This window comes from Streptomyces sp. NPDC014907 (assembly GCF_055562975.1).
Genome location: NZ_JBVHEG010000005.1, coordinates 103,714 through 120,654, shown reverse-complemented (window position 1 = coordinate 120,654; position 16,941 = coordinate 103,714). Strand labels below are relative to the sequence as shown.

14 protein-coding genes are annotated in these 16,941 nt (G+C 73.2%); 5 read left to right on the top strand and 9 right to left on the bottom strand.

Going from position 1 to position 16,941, the window contains the following annotated elements; translation table 11 throughout:
- Positions 1–154: 154 nt before the first annotated feature.
- Positions 155–2,215, bottom strand: a complete 2,061-nt coding sequence (locus ACZ3IL_RS15795) for a carbohydrate-binding module family 20 domain-containing protein (RefSeq protein WP_467390655.1) — start codon at positions 2,213–2,215, stop codon at positions 155–157.
- Positions 2,216–2,460: 245 nt separating this feature from the next.
- On the opposite strand from ACZ3IL_RS15795, the gene ACZ3IL_RS15790 reads away from it, so the two are divergent.
- Positions 2,461–3,150 carry a CatB-related O-acetyltransferase gene (locus tag ACZ3IL_RS15790; protein ID WP_467390653.1) on the top strand — a complete coding sequence of 230 codons (690 nt, stop codon included), beginning with the start codon at positions 2,461–2,463 and terminating at the stop codon, positions 3,148–3,150.
- 54 nt (positions 3,151–3,204) lie between these two features.
- Here ACZ3IL_RS15790 and ACZ3IL_RS15785 read toward each other — a convergent pair whose 3' ends face one another.
- Both ACZ3IL_RS15785 and ACZ3IL_RS15780 read right to left on the bottom strand, forming a co-directional pair.
- Positions 3,205–4,515, bottom strand: coding sequence for a phytase (locus tag ACZ3IL_RS15785; RefSeq protein ID WP_467390651.1), 1,311 nt, complete (start codon positions 4,513–4,515; stop codon positions 3,205–3,207).
- A gap of 244 nt (positions 4,516–4,759) precedes the next feature.
- On the bottom strand, positions 4,760–5,956 hold the full coding sequence (locus ACZ3IL_RS15780; protein ID WP_467390649.1) for a PP2C family protein-serine/threonine phosphatase: 1,197 nt from the start codon (positions 5,954–5,956) through the stop codon (positions 4,760–4,762).
- A gap of 794 nt (positions 5,957–6,750) precedes the next feature.
- On the opposite strand from ACZ3IL_RS15780, the gene ACZ3IL_RS15775 reads away from it, so the two are divergent.
- Both ACZ3IL_RS15775 and ACZ3IL_RS15770 read left to right on the top strand, forming a co-directional pair.
- Positions 6,751–7,095 carry a helix-turn-helix domain-containing protein gene (locus tag ACZ3IL_RS15775; protein WP_467390647.1) on the top strand — a complete coding sequence of 115 codons (345 nt, stop codon included), beginning with the start codon at positions 6,751–6,753 and terminating at the stop codon, positions 7,093–7,095.
- 236 nt (positions 7,096–7,331) lie between these two features.
- Positions 7,332–7,535: a cold-shock protein gene (locus ACZ3IL_RS15770; RefSeq protein ID WP_467390645.1), complete on the top strand. Its 204-nt coding sequence runs from the start codon at positions 7,332–7,334 to the stop codon at positions 7,533–7,535.
- A gap of 327 nt (positions 7,536–7,862) precedes the next feature.
- Here the strand turns inward: ACZ3IL_RS15770 and ACZ3IL_RS15765 are convergent, their stop codons facing one another.
- The 3 genes from ACZ3IL_RS15765 to ACZ3IL_RS15755 all read right to left on the bottom strand — a co-directional run bounded on the left by ACZ3IL_RS15765 (position 7,863) and on the right by ACZ3IL_RS15755 (position 13,166).
- Positions 7,863–10,949 (bottom strand): glycoside hydrolase family 3 protein, encoded by a 3,087-nt coding sequence (locus ACZ3IL_RS15765; RefSeq protein ID WP_467390643.1) that lies wholly within the window; start codon positions 10,947–10,949, stop codon positions 7,863–7,865.
- Positions 10,950–11,474: 525 nt separating this feature from the next.
- Positions 11,475–12,479, bottom strand: coding sequence for a HEAT repeat domain-containing protein (locus ACZ3IL_RS15760; RefSeq protein WP_467390641.1), 1,005 nt, complete (start codon positions 12,477–12,479; stop codon positions 11,475–11,477).
- 6 nt (positions 12,480–12,485) lie between these two features.
- Entirely contained in the window at positions 12,486–13,166 is a 681-nt protein-coding gene (locus tag ACZ3IL_RS15755; RefSeq protein WP_467390638.1) for a HEAT repeat domain-containing protein, read from the bottom strand.
- 231 nt (positions 13,167–13,397) lie between these two features.
- On the opposite strand from ACZ3IL_RS15755, the gene ACZ3IL_RS15750 reads away from it, so the two are divergent.
- A complete protein-coding gene (locus tag ACZ3IL_RS15750) occupies positions 13,398–14,066 on the top strand; it encodes a class I SAM-dependent methyltransferase (RefSeq protein ID WP_467390636.1) in 669 nt (222 codons plus the stop codon).
- Positions 14,067–14,115: 49 nt separating this feature from the next.
- On the opposite strand, the gene ACZ3IL_RS15745 is transcribed toward ACZ3IL_RS15750, so the two are convergent.
- Positions 14,116–14,487, bottom strand: a complete 372-nt coding sequence (locus ACZ3IL_RS15745) for a winged helix-turn-helix transcriptional regulator (RefSeq protein WP_467390634.1) — start codon at positions 14,485–14,487, stop codon at positions 14,116–14,118.
- A gap of 337 nt (positions 14,488–14,824) precedes the next feature.
- On the opposite strand from ACZ3IL_RS15745, the gene ACZ3IL_RS15740 reads away from it, so the two are divergent.
- Complete coding sequence (locus ACZ3IL_RS15740) at positions 14,825–15,358, top strand: DoxX family protein (RefSeq protein ID WP_467390632.1); 534 nt, start codon at positions 14,825–14,827, stop codon at positions 15,356–15,358.
- 376 nt (positions 15,359–15,734) lie between these two features.
- Here ACZ3IL_RS15740 and ACZ3IL_RS15735 read toward each other — a convergent pair whose 3' ends face one another.
- Positions 15,735–16,013, bottom strand: coding sequence for a GlsB/YeaQ/YmgE family stress response membrane protein (locus ACZ3IL_RS15735; RefSeq protein WP_467390605.1), 279 nt, complete (start codon positions 16,011–16,013; stop codon positions 15,735–15,737).
- Positions 16,014–16,200: 187 nt separating this feature from the next.
- Complete coding sequence (locus ACZ3IL_RS15730; protein WP_467390629.1) at positions 16,201–16,827, bottom strand: GOLPH3/VPS74 family protein; 627 nt, start codon at positions 16,825–16,827, stop codon at positions 16,201–16,203.
- Between the last annotated feature and the right edge of the window lie 114 nt (positions 16,828–16,941).

Below are 16,941 nucleotides of genomic sequence, written 5' to 3'. Positions count from 1 at the left end.
TCAAGCAGTCGGCCGATCGGGTCTGCAAGGTTTTGCCGATCTTTTCAGCAACTCCTTGCGGACGGGGGCGTGCCCGGCCCGGGGGAGCGGGCCGGGCACGCGGAGCGGACGGGCCGGCGCGGGGCCGGCCCGCCCGCGGTCCGGGCGTGCGGCGTCAGTCGCGCCAGGTGCCCGTGAGGGTGACGGTGCCGGAGGCCGGGACCGTCGCGGTGCGGTTGGCGCCGCTCTCCCAGGTCACGGCGCCGGAGGTGTCCTTGCGGACGTACTTGTACGCGAAGGAGGTGCCGGGGGGCAGCTTCAGGTCCAGCTTCCAGACCGGGTAGCCGGCGGGGTCCAGCCGGAGGGCGGCCGCGGGCGACCAGGAGCCCAGGGCGGCGATGTCGCCGACGACGTGGATGCTCTGGCCCGGCACGGTGGTGGCGGTGACGGCGAACGAGGCGCCGGTCTCCTTCTGCCCCTCGCAGGGGTTGCCCGTGCCCACGGTCCCGCCCCTGACGGTGACGTCGCCCGTGCCGAGCGAGTAGTTGGCGGAGCCGTTGTTGTCCCAGGTGCCGGCGCCGTTGTTGAAGGCGGCCCTGAAGGTCGTGGCGGAGCCCAGGGCGACGGTCTTCCGCACCCAGCCGGCGCAGGCCGGTTCCATGGCGACGCCGGGGACCGCGGTCCAGGCGCCGCCGCCCGGGGCGTAGTGGAGGTTGTAGGCGGGCCAGTTCCCGTCGGTGCCGTAGTACACGGTGGCCGTGTGGTCGCGGGCCTCCCCGCCCCGGGCGCCGACGTGCAGGGCGACCGCGTCGTCACCGGCCACGGTGGCGGTGAACCTGCCGTCGGAGCCGACGGTGTACGAGGTCCCGGTGCAGCCGCCCCCGGTGACCGGGTCGCCGTGCTGGACGTCGCAGTAGGTGCCGGCCGGCAGGGAGGTCTGGAAGGTCCGGGTGACCGGGCCGCTCTCGCGGTTGACGACGACGAAGCCCTTGTCGCCCCGGCCGAAGGCGATGGCGTTGCCGCCGTTGTCCCACCAGTCGGTGATGGCGGTGCCCTCGGCGGCGTTGCGGAAGGCGACCATGTTGGCTATCTGGCGCCAGGCGTGCTGACAGGACCAGCCGTCGCTGTAACAGGCGCGCACGTCGTGGCCGCCCGGCGCGCCGTCGTCCCGGCCGGCGAACTCGTAACCGGAGTGGACCGACGGGCTGCCGTACGGGTGGGCGAGCATGAAGACGTGGGCGAGGGTGTAGCGCGCGCCGTCGCGGTAGTTCAGGCTGTTGCCGTTGCGCTCGGTGTCGTGGTTGGCCACCATGCTGCCGCTCAGGCCGGACGGCATGTAGCCCCACGCCTCGCCGAAGTTCTTGAGGTAGGAGAGCTTCTCGTTGGTGAAGATCCGCTTGAGGTCGGTCGTGTAGCGGAACTCCTGGACGTCGCCGCTGCCGAGGTACTCGGAGGGCGAGACCGCCTCTCCGCCGCCGAAGATGGCCTCCTGTATCCAGTAGGCGTCCGGGTTGCTGAGCCTGGCGCGGACGGCGGTGAGGTCGCTCGCGGGTATGTGCTTGACGGCGTCCACGCGGAAGCCGTCGGCGCCCAGGGACAGGAGGTCATTGAGGTATCCCGCGATCCGGTCCCGCACGTAGGTGCTGCCGGTGTCCAGGTCGGACAGCGAGGGCTGGCCCGTGTCCCCGAGTTCGCACTCCTGGATGTTGCGGCGGTCGGAGTAGTTGCTCCCGATCGGGCGGCGGCAGCCGTGGAAGTCGGCGTCGGAGTAGGTGCCCGGGTAGTCGTACTTGGTGTACCGCGTCCCCGCGGTGCCGGTGCCCGACCCGGACGTCATGTGGTTGAGGACCGTGTCGGTGATGACCTTGACCCCGGCGCCGTGGCAGGTGTCGACCATGTTCTTGAAGGCCGCGCGGTCGCCGAGCGGGCCCTGTATCCGGTAGCTGACGGGCTGGTAGGCGGTCCACCAGGCGCTGCCCTGGATGCGTTCCTGCGGGGGCGAGACCTGGACGTATCCGTAGCCCTTGGGGCCGAGCGTCCGGGTGCACTCGCGGGCGATCGAGTCGAAGTTCCACTCGAACAGGACGGCGGTGACCTTCTTTGCCCCGTTGACGGTCGGCACGGCCGCCGCCTGCTGCGCGGGCAGGGCGAGGGACGTGGTGAGTCCGAGCGTCAGGCCGGTGGCGGCGAGCGCGGCGCCGGCCCGGAGGGAGGCTTTTCTGAGGCGGAACCTCATGGGGATCTCCTCGTGGGGGTGGGTGGGGAAGGAACCTGCGGCGGGTGTGCGCGGGCACACGGCACCGGTGGAACGGGCCGGTGGGCGCGGGGGGTTGCAAAGTTTTTCGGAAATTTTCCGCAAGGCCTTGAGCAAGGTAGGGGCCGGTCCCCGGGGGGGTCAAGACATCGGACACGACCGTTCCGCGTCCTCGCCGGGTGACGCGCCGGACGCGCGGGTGCTCCCGGCGGCACCGTGCTGCGATCATGGGCCGCGCCCCGGCCCCCACCCGCGAGGAGCGCCCCGTGCCCGTGCCCGCCGATCCGACGGTCCTCCACCCGATGCCCGGACAGCCCCGGGTCGTGCTGCTCAAACCCCTGGTGACGTCCCCGCTGATCGAGGTGGGGGAGTACTCGTACTACGACGATCCGGACCACGCGACCGCGTTCGAGACGCGCAACGTGCTGTACCACTACGGGCCGGAGAAGCTCGTCATCGGCAGGTTCTGCGCGCTGGGCACGGGGACGCGGTTCCTCATGAACGGCGCCAACCACCGGATGGACGGCCCGTCCACGTTCCCCTTCCCCACCATGGGCGGTTCCTGGGCCGGGCACTTCGACCTGCTCACGGACCTGCCGGGCCGGGGCGACACCGTCGTCGGCAACGACGTCTGGTTCGGGTACGGCGCCACGGTGATGCCGGGCGTACGGATCGGCCACGGCGCGATCGTCGCCGCCGGCGCGGTGGTCACCCGCGACGTACCCGACTACGGCGTCGTCGGCGGCAACCCGGCCCGCCTCGTCCGCACCCGCTACGACGACCGGGACGTCGCCCGGCTGCTGGCGGTGGCCTGGTGGGACTGGCCCGCGGAGCACATCACCGCGCACGTGCGGACGATCATGTCGGGCACCGTCACCGCACTCGAGGCCGCCGCCCCCGACCTTCCGCGGACATGACGCCGGCCGGCGGGAAGAACCCGCCGGCCGGCGTCACCGCGCACCTCGTCGGTGTCAGTCGTCGAGGGCGTCCATCACGGTGCCGAGGTCGACGAACTTGAAGTTGGTCGACGGGCGGTCGCCGTCACCGGGGGCGTCGTGGCCGTCCTGGACGACGAGGAGGCCGTGGGGGTACTTGGAGCCGAGGGGGGCGTTGAGGGCGGCGGCGCCGTCGCACTCCTCCGACCCGTCCAGGGTGCCGCTCGCGGGGGCGACCCGGAAACCGCCCTCGTACTCGTTGTCGTCCTCCAGCTCCCGGTCGTAGGCGGCGAAGGTGTTGTCGCCCTGGCTGGAGGCGAGGAGGTAGCCGTCGCCGTCCTCCTCCTCGACCAGGGTCAGGCCCTCCACGTCGGCCGTGATCCGGGTGCCGCCGTAGCCGGGGTCGGCGCCCGGCGCGCACTCCTCCGTCTCCTCGTCGTAGACGCCGGGGACGCCGTACTCGCGGACCTTGTCGATCAGCTTCGGGGTGCCGGTGAGGTCGGCGTTCAGGCGCCAGATGCCGACGTCCTCCTGACCGGCGTACAGGGTGCCGTTCGCGGGGTCGACCACCATGCCCTCGACCTGGGGCAGTTCGCCGGGCTCGCCGCAGGGCGACCACGACGTGCCGTTGGGGAGGCGGAAGGAGGAGGGCAGGTCCAGGGTGCGGACCTTGCGGTAGGTGACCTTGCCGTCCGCGGCCGGCAGCAGCTCCAGGAGGGCGATGCTGGTGCGCTCGCGGCGGCTGACCAGGGCGTAGGCCTTCCCGGTCGCGGGGTCGGTCCAGGTCGCCAGGCCGTAGGCGGTCTGCTGGTCGTTGATCTCGGCCTGGTCCCTGGAGAACACGGGCGGCGCGGCGGGGTCGGTGACGTCGGTCAGCGGGCCGCCGACGCGGTCGCGGTCCACGCGGTAGAAACGCAGCCGGTCGTGGCCGCGGTCACTGGTGACGGCCAGATCGGCCTTCCCCGAGGAGAGGCGCAGGCCGTGGACGAGGTCCACGTTGTTGAAGCGGCCCGGGGCGTCGTCCTCACCCGCGGCGGGGGGCGCGGCGATCGACTGCACGGGCTTCGCGTCCAGGTCGTAGACGCGCAGACCACCCTCCTTGGCGGTCGCGATGACCAGGCTCCGGCCGGGGGCGGCGTCGTTGCGCCAGATGGCCGGGTCGTCCGCGTCGGCGTTGCCGCCCGCGTCGTCGTCGTGCAGCGCCGGGGTCTCGGCGCGCGGGGTGACGGTCGGCAGGCTGCTGCCGGAGACGCGGTGGCCGGCGTGCGCCGGCACGGCCAGCGCCGCTGTCGCGAGGGCCGTGGTCAGGGCGAGTATCGCCGGACGGATGGTCGTGGAGCGTGGCACGAGGGTCTCCTCTGTGACGGGGGCGGTGCTGCGCGAGCATCGTTCTCCCGCGTGTCGGCACGGCGGCCGCCGGGCGACCGGTAACCCCGGGCCCGGGTGTACAGAAGGTGAACGATCGCGCGGCGTGCCGAACGGCCCCCCGGCTCCCGCGCCGTTCGCCGGGCCCGCCCGGCAACCTCCTCCGGCGGGGCGCGCGTTGGGGGAGGGGCCGTGACGGGCCCGGGGTCCGGCGGGCCGGTGGCGGTCATCCCTCCCGGACCGGCGGGACGGGCTGGAGGGCGATGGCGACGACGTCATCGGTGAGTGCGGGGGCCCACAGGGCGAGATCGCGCTTGAGGAAGTCGATGACGTCGTCGGGGGAGGGCTGCCGGGCACTGCTGCCGCAGTGGGCGCGCAGCCGTTCGGCGAGGGGGTAGAAGGCGCCGGAGCGGTCGCGTGCCTCGGTGACGCCGTCGGAGTAGGCGAGCAGGATGTCGCCGGGTTCCAGCCGGCGGGTGGCGGTGCGCGGTTGCTCGACCAGAAGGTCCCCCATGCCGAGGGGCAGGCTGTGTTCGGTCCTCATGACGCTCGTGTCGCGGGAGCTGACGAGCAGCAGGGGCTGGTGGCCGCGGTCCAGGGTCCGCACCTCGTTCGTGTCCGGGGAGAACTCGAGCAGGACCGCCGTGGCGAAGAGTTCGTCCGCCAGCGCCACCGGCTCTTCGGGACCCTCCGGCGGCGCGGACCCGGGCAGCGTGCCGATGACGTCCGGGAGCGGTTCGGCACCGGCGCGGTCGAGCTGCAGCGCCGTGTCGATCCGGTCGGCGAGCTGGGGGAGCGTCGGCTGGAGCAGGGCCGCCTCCCGGAAGGACGAGAGGACCGTGGCCACGGTCTGGGTGGTGTCCATGCCCTTGCCCTTGACGTCCCCGACGATCACCCGGACCCCGAAGGGGGTCCGGCGGACGCTGTAGAAGTCCCCGCCGATGAGCGCCTCGTCGTCGGCGGCCCGGTAGAAACCGGCCAGTCGCACCTCGTCCACCCGGGCGGGAAGCGGCCGCAGCAGGGCCAGTTGCACCGCTTCGGCGACCGCCTGCACATGGCGGAAACGTTTCTCGGTGCGGAAGCGCACCGCACACAGCGCGATGGAGAGCACGGTGACCGTGCCCAGCACGATCAACGTCGTGACGGTCTGCGGACCGATGTCGTCCTCGACCTGCTCGGTGACGGCCAGCAAGCCGCATCCGGCCGCACCGGTGACGGCGACGCCGAGCGGCGAGTAGGCGAAGATGGCCAGCGCCACCGACGCCGTGAGCAGCGAGCCGAAGAAGTAGGACGGCGGTGTCATCTGGTCGAGCGCGATCGACGCCACGATCAGGGCGGGCGGCAGCCAGCGTATCCACCGGGGCGGCCACGGGTGTTCCTCGGCCTGCCGCCGGTGCTCCAGAGCGGACCGTCCCGTGCCCACGCCTGCCACTTCCTTCCCGCTCGGCTCCCGGTGCGAAGCCCGTGGCGAGCATCATGCCCGAGCGAACGCGCCCCGGGCGGCATCGACCCGCCCCGTACGCCGGCCGCCGTCCGGAGCGGCGGGGGCGGGCGCCGTGCCGGGAGCCGTTCGGTGGGGGGAGGGGGGAGCCGCCCTGGAAACACCGCTCCCGCCGGCGTGCGCGACGGGCCCGTTCCTCTGGTGGGCTGCTTTCCCGCCTCACTTCGGTGCAGAAAATCTGTTGTGGCGAAGGTAGACATTGGCGGGTGGTGGGGTTAGTGTTTTGTTCGTAGCCAAGGAAGTCCGAAGGGCGCGGCAGGGACGTGTTGCCGCGCGAGCAGGTTCAGCAAGTCCAGCGGGTGCGGAACGGCGGCGGGGCGGTGGAGCCGGAAGTGGTGGGTTCCTCCGTCGGCCGCCGGGCCGGGCGGTCCCAGGGGCCGCGCAGCAGTACCGGTAGGTGAAGGCAGGAAAGAAGAGCAGGGTAAGGAGCGGACGCCATCAGGATCGCCCGGGCGGGAACGCCCGGGTACCGCAGACCCCGGATGGGAGGGTGGTCCCCGGTCACACAGCCGCGATCCCCGCTTTCCGGCCCCGGTGGGCTCAGGGGAGTGGAAGAAGAAGGCCGGTGCGGTTCGGCCGGCAGATGATGGTGAAGGCTCGGGGCCCGGGCGCCGGTGACGGCGTCCGGGCCCCTCGACGCGCCCCCGACCCCCACCCCGGCCGAGCCCGGAAGAAGCCCCGAAAAAGTCCCCGAAAAGTCCCGGAAGAAGAGGTCTATGCCCCCTCGCGGTACCCGTCCCGTCGACATACTCGACGACAACGACTACCCGGCCTACACCATGGGCCGGGCCGCCGACATGCTCGGCACCACCCCCGCGTTCCTGCGCGCCCTGGGCGAACACCGGCTGATCACCCCCCTGCGCTCCGAGGGCGGCCACCGCCGCTACTCCCGCTACCAGCTGCGCATCGCGGCCCGCGCCCGCGAACTCGTCGACCAGGGCACCCCCATCGAAGCCGCCTGCCGCATCGTCATCCTGGAGGACCAACTGGAGGAGGCCCAGCGCATCAATGCCGAGTACCGCCGTGCCGCCGAAACGGTGAATCCGCCCCTCGCGGACTGAGGACGACGCCGGGGCCGGCGGGCCCCGCGCGCACATCCGGAGAACGCGCGGGTCGTTTCCTGTGGTCACGGAGTGTGCGGGCGTGTAGCGTTCCCGTTAGCTGTCGTGGTTCGGAAGTTCCCTCTGCCCATGCCTCCGGTGTGGGTGTTTTGCTGTGCTGTGCCGCAGGGACCAGGGCGATCACCTCCGTTTTCCGCATGGTGCGGAAGACGTTCATCGACTGGAAGGCATGTGACATGGCTACGGGAACTGTGAAGTGGTTCAACGCGGAGAAGGGCTTCGGCTTCATCGCCCAGGACGGCGGCGGTCCGGACGTCTTCGCGCACTACTCCGCGATCAACTCCTCGGGCTTCCGTGAGCTCCAGGAGGGCCAGACCGTGACGTTCGACGTCACCCAGGGCCAGAAGGGCCCGCAGGCGGAGAACATCAGCGTCGCCTGACCCCGCGAAGGGTCCCGACGGCCCCGGCCATCCCATCGGCCGGGGCCGTCGGCCCTGCCGGACCCGCCGGCCGCCGCGGGACGAGTGGGGTCCCGTACTCCATCCGCCCCGCGCACTCCCCCGGGAGGGTGGTGCGACGGGCGGGCTCCCCGCCGGAGAACCGGCCCACGGTGTGCGGCCCCGCGCCGGTCCCGGCGGAGGTGACGACGTCGCCGCCGTCGATCCACCGGACGAAGGAACTCCGCACCGGGGAACGGCACGGGAACGGGGCGGAAAGAGCCCTCCCGGCCTCCCCGCCCCGCCCGCCGTCCCCTCTCCGCGGGCGGCTCAGGCCGCCCGGTACGCCGCCGTCAGCCGCGCGACCGCGCCCGGCAGGTCCCCCGACAGCAGCAGCCGGTCCGCCTCCGCGAACGGCTTGGCCGTCGCCGGGGTGATGTTCCGGCCGATCCTCTTCTGGACGACGTCCCTCGCCCGGGACAGCAGCTCCCGGCCCTCCGGCGACGTCCCGCGACCGGTCGCCCGCAGCACCTCGGCCGCGACCCCGATCGCCTTCAGCGTCAGTTCGCCCCCGGCCCGGGGGACCGGCCGCGTCGTCAGCCCCCAGCCGAACGGGAACTGCGGATCGTACGAGGCGTCACCGACGTTGATCGGCAGCTGCGCCTCGGACCTGGGCCAGGTGACCGGGAGCTGGCCGGTGAACGGCCGGGTCCCGTACAGGACGTCCGCCACGCCGTCGCCCTCGGTACCGGGCAGCCAGGACGCCACCAGGGCGTCGATCGCCCCGAGCCGGTCCCCGATCAGCTGCGGCCGCCCCGAGACGACGAGGACCGCGCACGGCATCGCCGCGCACACCGTGTCCACCGCCGCCTTGTCGGCCGGCGTCAGCTCCAGGTCGTGGCCGTTGCCCACGTCGCCGACGCCCTCGGCGTACGGCGTCTCGCCGACCACCACGACCCCGACGTCGTACCCCCCGGTCGCGGCCGAGGCGTCCTTCGAGTAGTCGATCCTCGCGTCCGGGGCCGCCCTGCGCATGCCTTCGAGGATCGTCGTGCCGGTCGTGTTCCGGCCGGACGAGCCCTGCCAGCTGACGGTCCAGCCGCCCGCCTGGTTGCCCAGGTCGTCGGCGTTGGAGCCGGCGACGTACACCTTCTGGGTCCTCTTCAGCGGCAGTACGCCGCCGTCGTTCTTCAGCAGCACCTGCGACCTGGCGACCGCCTCCCGCGCCACCGCGCGGTGCGCGGCCGAGCCGACCTCGTCGAGGTGGGTGGTGTCGGCGTACGGCTTCTCGAACAGGCCGAGCCGGAACTTCTGGGTCAGGACGCGTGCGACCGCGTCGTCCACCCGCGCCCGGCCGACCCGTCCGGCCGAGACCTCCTCCGTCAGGACACGGGTGAAGCCCTGGTAGTCGGTCGGCACCATGATCATGTCGAGACCGGCGTTGACCGAGGTCCGCACGTCGCTCGCGTAGTCACCGGGAATCTGGTCGATCGCCTGCCAGTCGCTGATCACGAACCCCTCGAAGCCCATGCGGCCCTTGAGGACGCCGTTGATCATCTCGGCGTTGGCGTGCATCTTCACCGGGCCCTTGCCGTCCCCGAGGACGTCGAGCGAGGAGTACGACGGCATGACCGTGCCCGCCCCGCGCCTCACCGCCTCGGCGAACGGCGCCAGGTGCACCGCCTCCAGCTCCTGCCGGGTCACCTCGGTGACGCCCTGGTCGATCGTGTACGAACCGGTCGTGGACGACCCGAACGCCGTACCGCCGTCGCCCACGAAGTGCTTGGCGCTGGTGAGCACCTTGTCGTCGCGGTGCAGATCCGCGCCGCTGCTCGCGCCCTGCATGCCGGTGATGACCGTCTCCATCGCCTTCACCAGGGCCGGGTCCTCGCCGAACGCCTCGTACGAACGGCCCCAGCGCTCGTCCCGTGTGACGCACAGACAGGGGGCGAAGTCCCACGGGACGCCGGTGGCCCGGACCTCCCTGGCGGTCACCGCCCCGGTCCGTTCCGCGAGTTCCGGGTCGCGCCCGGCACCGATGCCGATGTTGTGCGGCATGATCGTCGCGCCGATCACGTTGTTGTGCCCGTGCACCGCGTCCACGCCGTAGATCAGCGGGATCTGCAAGCGGGTGGCCCGCGTCCGGAGCTGGTAGGCGTCGACCATCCTCGCCCACGCCCCGGGCGTGTTGGGCGTCGGCACCGAGCCGCCGCCGGAGAGCAGCGAGCCGATCCGGTAGGCGGCGATGTCGCCCTGCGACCGCAGCGCGTTGCGCTCGGCCTGCGTCATCTGCCCGACCTTCTCCTCCAGGGACATCCGCCCGAGGAGGTCCGCGACGCGCTTCTTCACCGGCAGCCGCTCGTTCAGGTACGGGAACCCGTGCGCGTCCACGACGACCTGGGGCGTCTCGGCGGGGGCCCTGGCGCCGGTCACCTCAAGGGTGAGCGGAATCGTTTCCGCCTCCTCGGCGGAACCGTCCTTCCCCGTCACCACGGTGACGGTGCGCGAGGTACCGGACGGCGTGCCGGCCGGGAAGGTGAGGACCCCACTGACCGGGGTGTAGTCCTGGCCGGGCTCGGCGGTCCCCCTCCCGGTCGTGTACGCGACGGTGACGGGCTCGCCGACGGGAGCCGAACCGGTGGTGGCCACCGTCACCCTCACCCGCGCGCTGCCGCCCTCGGCCACCGGATACACGGCGGCGTCGGTGACGACCGCGGCCTTCAGGGCGGGCTCCGCCCTGCCGTACAGCTCCACGCCGTCGAGGGCGAACGTGCCGGGGGAGCCGGGCGGCAGGGTCAGGGCGTAGCCCCACACCTCGTCGAGGCCGAGGACCTGGTCGATGCCGCCGACGGGCTGGTAGTCGGCCCGGTACCGGAACTCGGAGAACGGGATCTCGACGAGGTGCCAGCCCTCCCAGTCGTCGGTGAAGGACGTGGTCCACAGCTCGGACGCCTCGCCGTTCGCGCCGCCGTCCTTGAGCTCGAAGTTGATCCTCCTGCCCGAACCGGGCGGCAGGGGAGCGGTGTTCTGGCCGTACCACCAGAAACGGACGCCCCTGAACGCGGTCCAGTCGTGGGCCGGCCGGTCGAAGGCGAAGTCGTGGGTGAACCCGCCCCAGCCGCTGATGTCGTACGAGCCCTCCAGGACCCGGCTCCCCTCGGGGGCGTCGGCGCGTTCGGCGATCCGCAGCGCCGGATGGTCGTCGGCGTCGCCGCCCCAGGTGAAGATGCCCTCCGCCGGGGGAGCGGCGAAGGGGACCTCCCCCTCGAAACGGTCGACGGCCACCGGCACCGGGTCGTCGGCGGCGGCGCTCGGCAGGGCTCCGGCGAGCAGCCCGCCGAGCACGGCGGTGGCGGCGACCAGCGCCGCCACGGTTCTGCTCCGGCGTCCGGCGGTTCGGTGTTCTGCGGAGGGCATGGCGGCTCCTTCTGCCTGCTGTCGCGCGACACGGATTCGGGGGTTCCGGGAGACCCGGGGCGGCACGGGCGGTGCGGATGGTACGGGCGGTGCGAACGGTGTACACCGGGGCGGCCGCCCCGGCCGGACACGCGTCCCGCGACCGATCACTTCGTGAACACGGGCGGCGGTGGAACCCGCCCGGACCCGGCACCCCGCCCCGGACCCGGCCCCGGTCGGGACGGACCCGGCCGCTCTCGTTCCCCGTGCGGTGCCGACGGTCGCGACACGCATCGGGGAGCCTCGGCGGCGAGGGGCGGAACAACGTTGTCGGGACGGCTTCCGGCGCGGTGCGGCGAGTCAACCGCCAGGCCGGCATGCCGTCAAGAGTTCACACCGACAACGGCCAAAACCCGTACCGCTCCTGCCGCCCGGCCGATCCGCCGCCCTCCCCGCGTTCACCCTCTGAACGAGAGGCCGCGACGGGCTCCGGGTGCCGCGCCGTCCTCGCGGTCCGCCCGCCCCCGGGTCCGGCCCCGCCCCGCGTCACCGTTCGCCGCGCAGTCCGAGGAGGTACGCCGCGGTGAGCGCCACGGCGCGGTCCTCGTCGTGGGACAGCTCCACGAGGGCGCGCGAGGCCCGTTCCCCCGGGACGTCCGCGAGCGCCTGGGTCAGCCGCCGGCGCGCGGACGGTCCGAGGGACCGGCGGGCGAGGCGGTCGAGGAGCCCGGTGACGACCCGGTCCGCCGACGCGGGATCGGCCGCCGCCGTGCCCAGCGCGTCGGCGGCGTCGACGTCGTTCCTCCCCTCGACGACCATGTCGAGGAGCGTCGGGACCGCGTCGGCCACGCCCCGCGCCCCGAGCGACAGGGCCGCGCATCCGCGCACCACCGCGTCGGAGTGCGCGAGGGCCTCCCGCAGCAGCGCGGCCGCCCCGGCGCCCGGAAGCTCGGCGAGGGACCGGACGGCGCGTTCCCGCACCCCGGCCGAGGGGGAGCGGAGACCCTCCGCCAGGAGTGCCGGCCCGTCCCCGCCCGACCGCGCCAGCGCCCAGCGGAGGGCCCCGGCGACGTTCGGGTCCGGCTCGTTCAGCACGGCCTCGACCAGGGCCTCCACCGGCGTGGGAACCTCTTCGACCGCCGCCAGGGCCGCGCGCTGCCGTGTCCCCGCGTCCTCGGAGCCGAGGGACCGGAGGAGCGCGACGGTCTGGAGGACGTCCTCCCAGCCGGCGGGTTCCGCCGCGCCGATCCGGCGGAGCCGCGTGAGCAGTTCCGTCTCCGCGGCGATGCGGTCCCGCGTCCGGCGGACGAGGTCGTCGACGAGTTCCGAGGGCGCGAAGCCGGGATCGTCGAGCGCCCGCCCGGCGTCCCGCAGCGACAGCCCCAGTGACCGCAGGCTCTCGATGTGGAAGACGCGCCGGATGTCCTCGTCGGAGTACTCCCGGTAGCCGGAGCCGGTGCGGCCCGTCGGCCTCAGCAGGCCGAGCGACTCGTAGTGCCGGAGCATGCGGGCGCTCACCCCGGACCGTCGCGCGACCTCGCCGATCAGCACGTTCCGTCACTCCTCCCGGCCGGACCCGCCGAGGGCCACGACGCGTTTCGCCTCCTCGACCGCGTACGCGAACCCGGCGTCCGGGTCCTGCCGCAGCCGTTCCGTGGCGATCGCGTGCGTGCGTACGCGGGGGTCGGGGTCCCCGGCGGCGGCGTCCAGCACCGGCGAGGCCGCCGCGCCGAGCGCGATCAGCGCCCGGCTGAGACTCAGCCGCGTCTCGAGCCCGCCGCGCCCGAGTCGCGTCGCCAACACTACGGCCAGCGCGTGCTCCTCGCCCTCGGGTACCAGGACGACCGCCGCCCGCCAGGCGCTCCGGGCCACCTCGTCGTCGGCGTCGGACAGCAGGGCCGGTGTGATCGCCGCCCACGCACGCCGGTCCCCGATCTTGGACAGCGTGTGCAGCGCCTGGCTCCGCGCCCGCGCGTTTCCCGAGCGGACCTCGCCGAGGAGCACCGGAACCGTCACCGACGCCGCGTGGCGCGTGAGCGCCCACGTCAGCGTCTCCCGCACGTGGAAGTCGGGTTCGGTCGCGCACCGCTCGACGAGCCCGCCGACGTGTTCCGGGTCCGGGGCCGCGCCGGCCGCCAGCGCCGCCCGCAGCCGGACCGACGCGCTGGTGCTCTCCAGCCCCCGGGGGCCGCGCGCCGTGTTCGCGTCCTCTTCCGCCATCTCTTCCGCCCTGGTCATCGGGACCACCTCCTGGACCGCAGTGAAGACCTTGTCACCGTGTCAAGGTCAAGCGGAGCCGTACCGGCCGCCGGACGGGCCCCGGCGCCGAGCGGGGCCGGAGGAGGCGCGGTCCGGCCGCGTCGCGTGGGGCCGGAGGAGGGGGCCCGGTCGTGTCGCGCGGGGCGGCGGGCCTCCACCGGTCCGGCAGCCGTACTACCGCCGCCGCGACCACCGCCCTATCGTTGCCCGATGCGCGCACACCGTACCGACCGCCCCGCCGATCTCGACGTGGTCCGTGACTCCTACGACCGGGTGGCCGACAACTACGTCCACATGGTGCTGTCCACGGGGATCGGCGACATCCGTCGCCACCCGTGGCTCAAGGCGTCGATCGACGCCTTCGCCGACACCGTGGACGGCCTCGGTCCCGTCCTCGACGTCGGCTGCGGCCCCGGAACGGTGACCGCCTACCTCGCCGGACGCGGACTCGACGTGTCCGGGGTCGATCTCTCCCCCCGCATGATCGAGAACGCGCGCCGTCTCCACCCGGGATGCCGTTTCGACGTCGCCTCGGCCACCGACCTGGATCTCGACGAGGCGTCCCTCGGGGGCGTGCTCGGGTGGTGGTCCCTGTTCAACCTTCCCCGTGACGTCCTTCCCCAGGTCCTCGCGGTGTTCGCGCGCGCCCTGAAGCCGGGCGGGCACTTCATCACCGCGACCCACGTCGGCGACGAGGACGTGGTGCGCACCGAGGCGTACGGGGGCGTGCCCGTCCGCTGGACGACGCATAAATGGCGGCCGGAGCAGCTCGTGGACCTGATCGAGCGGGCCGGACTGCGCCCGGTCGCCGAACTCCGGCTCCCCGCGGACGAGCACACCGGGCCGGGCGTGGTCGTCATGGCCGAGCGCCCCGCCTGAGGCGCGGAAGGCACCCTTCACCGCGACGTGCGGAGGCGGGCACGGCACCTCACCTCGCGTCGAAGGCCTCCCGGGCCCGTTCGATCCGGGGCATGTGCGTTCGCGCCCACTCCAGGAGGACGTCGACGGGCGGTCGCATGGTCTTCCCCAGGGGGGTGATCCGGTACTCCACCGCGACGGGACGGTCGTTCACGACCTCGCGCTCGACGATGCCGTTGCGCTCCAGTCTGCGCAGGGTGGCGGTCAGCGACTTCTGGGTGACCGCGGGAATCGCGCGGCGCAGGTCGTTGAACCGGCGCGGTCCTTCGCACAGTTCGCCGAGCACGCTCAACGACCACTTGTCCAGCACCTGGTCGAGCAGTTCGCGGTGCGGCGCCGAGACGCGCAGTGCGTCGTCGTGGGCCGTGACGTCGTGGTTCATGACACCTGGTCTCGTTGGGGTTTCCCGCGTCTTCCAAGTGTCGAAGGTATACCAGCCCTCGTCGTGCCCGCCGCGTCCGCCCTGCCATTCGGCCGATCCTCCCGTCCCCCGTTCACGGGAACGGGCCCGCCCGCGCGCACCGGGACGTGCGAGGAGCACGGAAGGGCAACTCCCCGCCCCCGGAAGGAGCCTCACCGGTACCGGTCCGTGCCGCGCACGGCCGCAACGGTGCCGGCGGGCGTCCGGGTTCAGCCGTCTGCCGAATGGCGGCGTCCCGGCGGGGCACCCGATGATTTCGACAGGCACCACGTCTATGACCGCTCCCGGAGGCAGTGTCATGAGTCTTCTCCGTATCGCCGGCCGCCCGATGCTCGCCTCGATGTTCATCGCCGGCGGCATGAACTCCCTGCGTCGTCCCCAGGACGTGGCCCCGGTGGCCGAGGCAGTCGTCGGGCCCCTGAGGGAACGCGTCACCGCGCTGCCCGACCGCACCGAGCACCTCGTCCGGTTCAACGGGGCCGTGCAGGTGGCGGGCGGCGTACTGCTCGGGCTCGGCCGCCATCCCCGGCTGTGCGCGCTGGCCCTCGCCGCGACGCTGATCCCCACCACACTGGCGGGGCACCGCTTCTGGGAGGCGGAGGACGAATCCGACCGGGCCCAGCAGCGCATCCACTTCCTCAAGAACGTGTCCATGCTGGGCGGTCTGCTGATCGCCGCCGACGACACCGGCGGCTCCCCCTCGCTGCTGTGGCGCGGCCGTCACGCCGCTCAGGGCCTGCGGCACGACGCCCGCGTGATGCGCCGCGCGGCCCGGGTCGCGGCGCGTCCCGCCGCGGCGACCTGCGGCGTCCGGGCCAAGCTGGGCGTCTGAACGGCACCATGCGTACGGAACGGGGGGCGGCAAAAGGCTCCCCCCGGTCCCCCCGTCCTGGCGGTCCTCCCCGTCCTGGCGGTCCTCCCCGTCCCGGCGGTTCTGCCGGCCCCCGGCCCTCCCGGTCTTCCCGGTCCTCCCGGTCCTCCCGGTCCACGTGGTACCTCGGCGGACCGGGAACGGCTCACCCGACCGCCGGTGCCACGACTCCGACGCCGTTTCGGGGGGTGTGTCGGGTGGTGGTCGGTGGGTTCCGCCGGGTGCGGTGGTGGGGTGATGCGGGTGTGTGTCGGGTGGGTGTGGGTGTGGTGACGGCTCCCGTCCCGGGGGTGGGAGGGGAGCCGTCGGTGGTGGTGCGGGGTGTGTGGGGTGCGGGTCAGGCGTGGCGGTGGGTGTGCCGGTTGCCGGTGACCAGTCGGTAGAGGGCGAGGAGGATGACGGAGCCGACGATGGCGGCGATCCAGGTGGAGATCTCGAAGAAGCCGTCGACGGAGTCGACACCGAAGATCACCTTGCCGAGCCAGCCGCCGAGGAGGCCGCCGGCGATGCCGATGAGCATGGTGATGATGATGCCGCCGGGGTCCTTGCCCGGCATCAGGGCCTTGGCGATGGCGCCGGCGATCAGACCGATGAGGATCCACGCGATGATGCCCATGACGACTCTCCCTTTTGTCACATAAAGACTGTGTCAGTTCATCGTCTGCACCGAACCCGCCCGCCTAAACACCCCCACCACGAAGAAACACTCCGCTACGGAGAAACCCCCACCACAAAGAAACCCCCACCGGGGCGGGAGACCAGGACGGGGGGACGGCACCCCCCCGGCATGGCACCGCCCGCGCTCACGGCCCGCGCCAGACGTTGGCGAAGGCCGCGTTCTCGATGGTCCGCCTCTGGCGTACGGCCTCCAGCTCCATCACCGCGTCGTGGACGGCGGCCACCACGGTCGTCACCGCCTCGTCGTCGAGACCCGGTTCGTTCTCGTGCCGCCCCTCGCCGTCGTTGTCGCCGCCGGCGTCGATGCCCACGGCCGAGGCGAGGGCGACCAGGACGGGTTCCCTCTCCTCCCAGCGCGAGGCCGCACGGCGACGGGCGGACGTGTCGGCCGGCTCCACGCGCTCCGGGCCGAAGGGCAGCCGACCGCCGCGCTTCCGCGTCAGCTCCCCTTCCTCCTCCAGTGCGGTCCGGTACGCGGCCGAGAGGTCCCGGCCCCGTCGCCACAGCCAGTCCTCGACCCGCTCGCCGGACGGCCGGGAGGCGAGCAGCGCCATGGACGCGGCGAGGAGCGGGTCGTCGGGGGCCGGTGAACCGCCCGGCACGATCCGGTCGCCGTCCACGGTGGCGGCCCCCGCCCCGATGAGATCGGCCAACTCGGCCCCCGCGAGCGCGAGGGACAGGTCGCCCTGGCCCACGGCCTGCTCCGGCTCCCGGTCGATGGCGGTGATGAACAGGTCTTTCGCCGTGGTCATGAACGGCTCCCCTCGGAGGCGTCGGCGGATGCCCGGCTCCCCCCGGCCCCCGCCCGGTCCACCGGGCCGGTCCGCGTCCGGAGCCGGCCCGGCGACGGGACGGCTGTCACGACC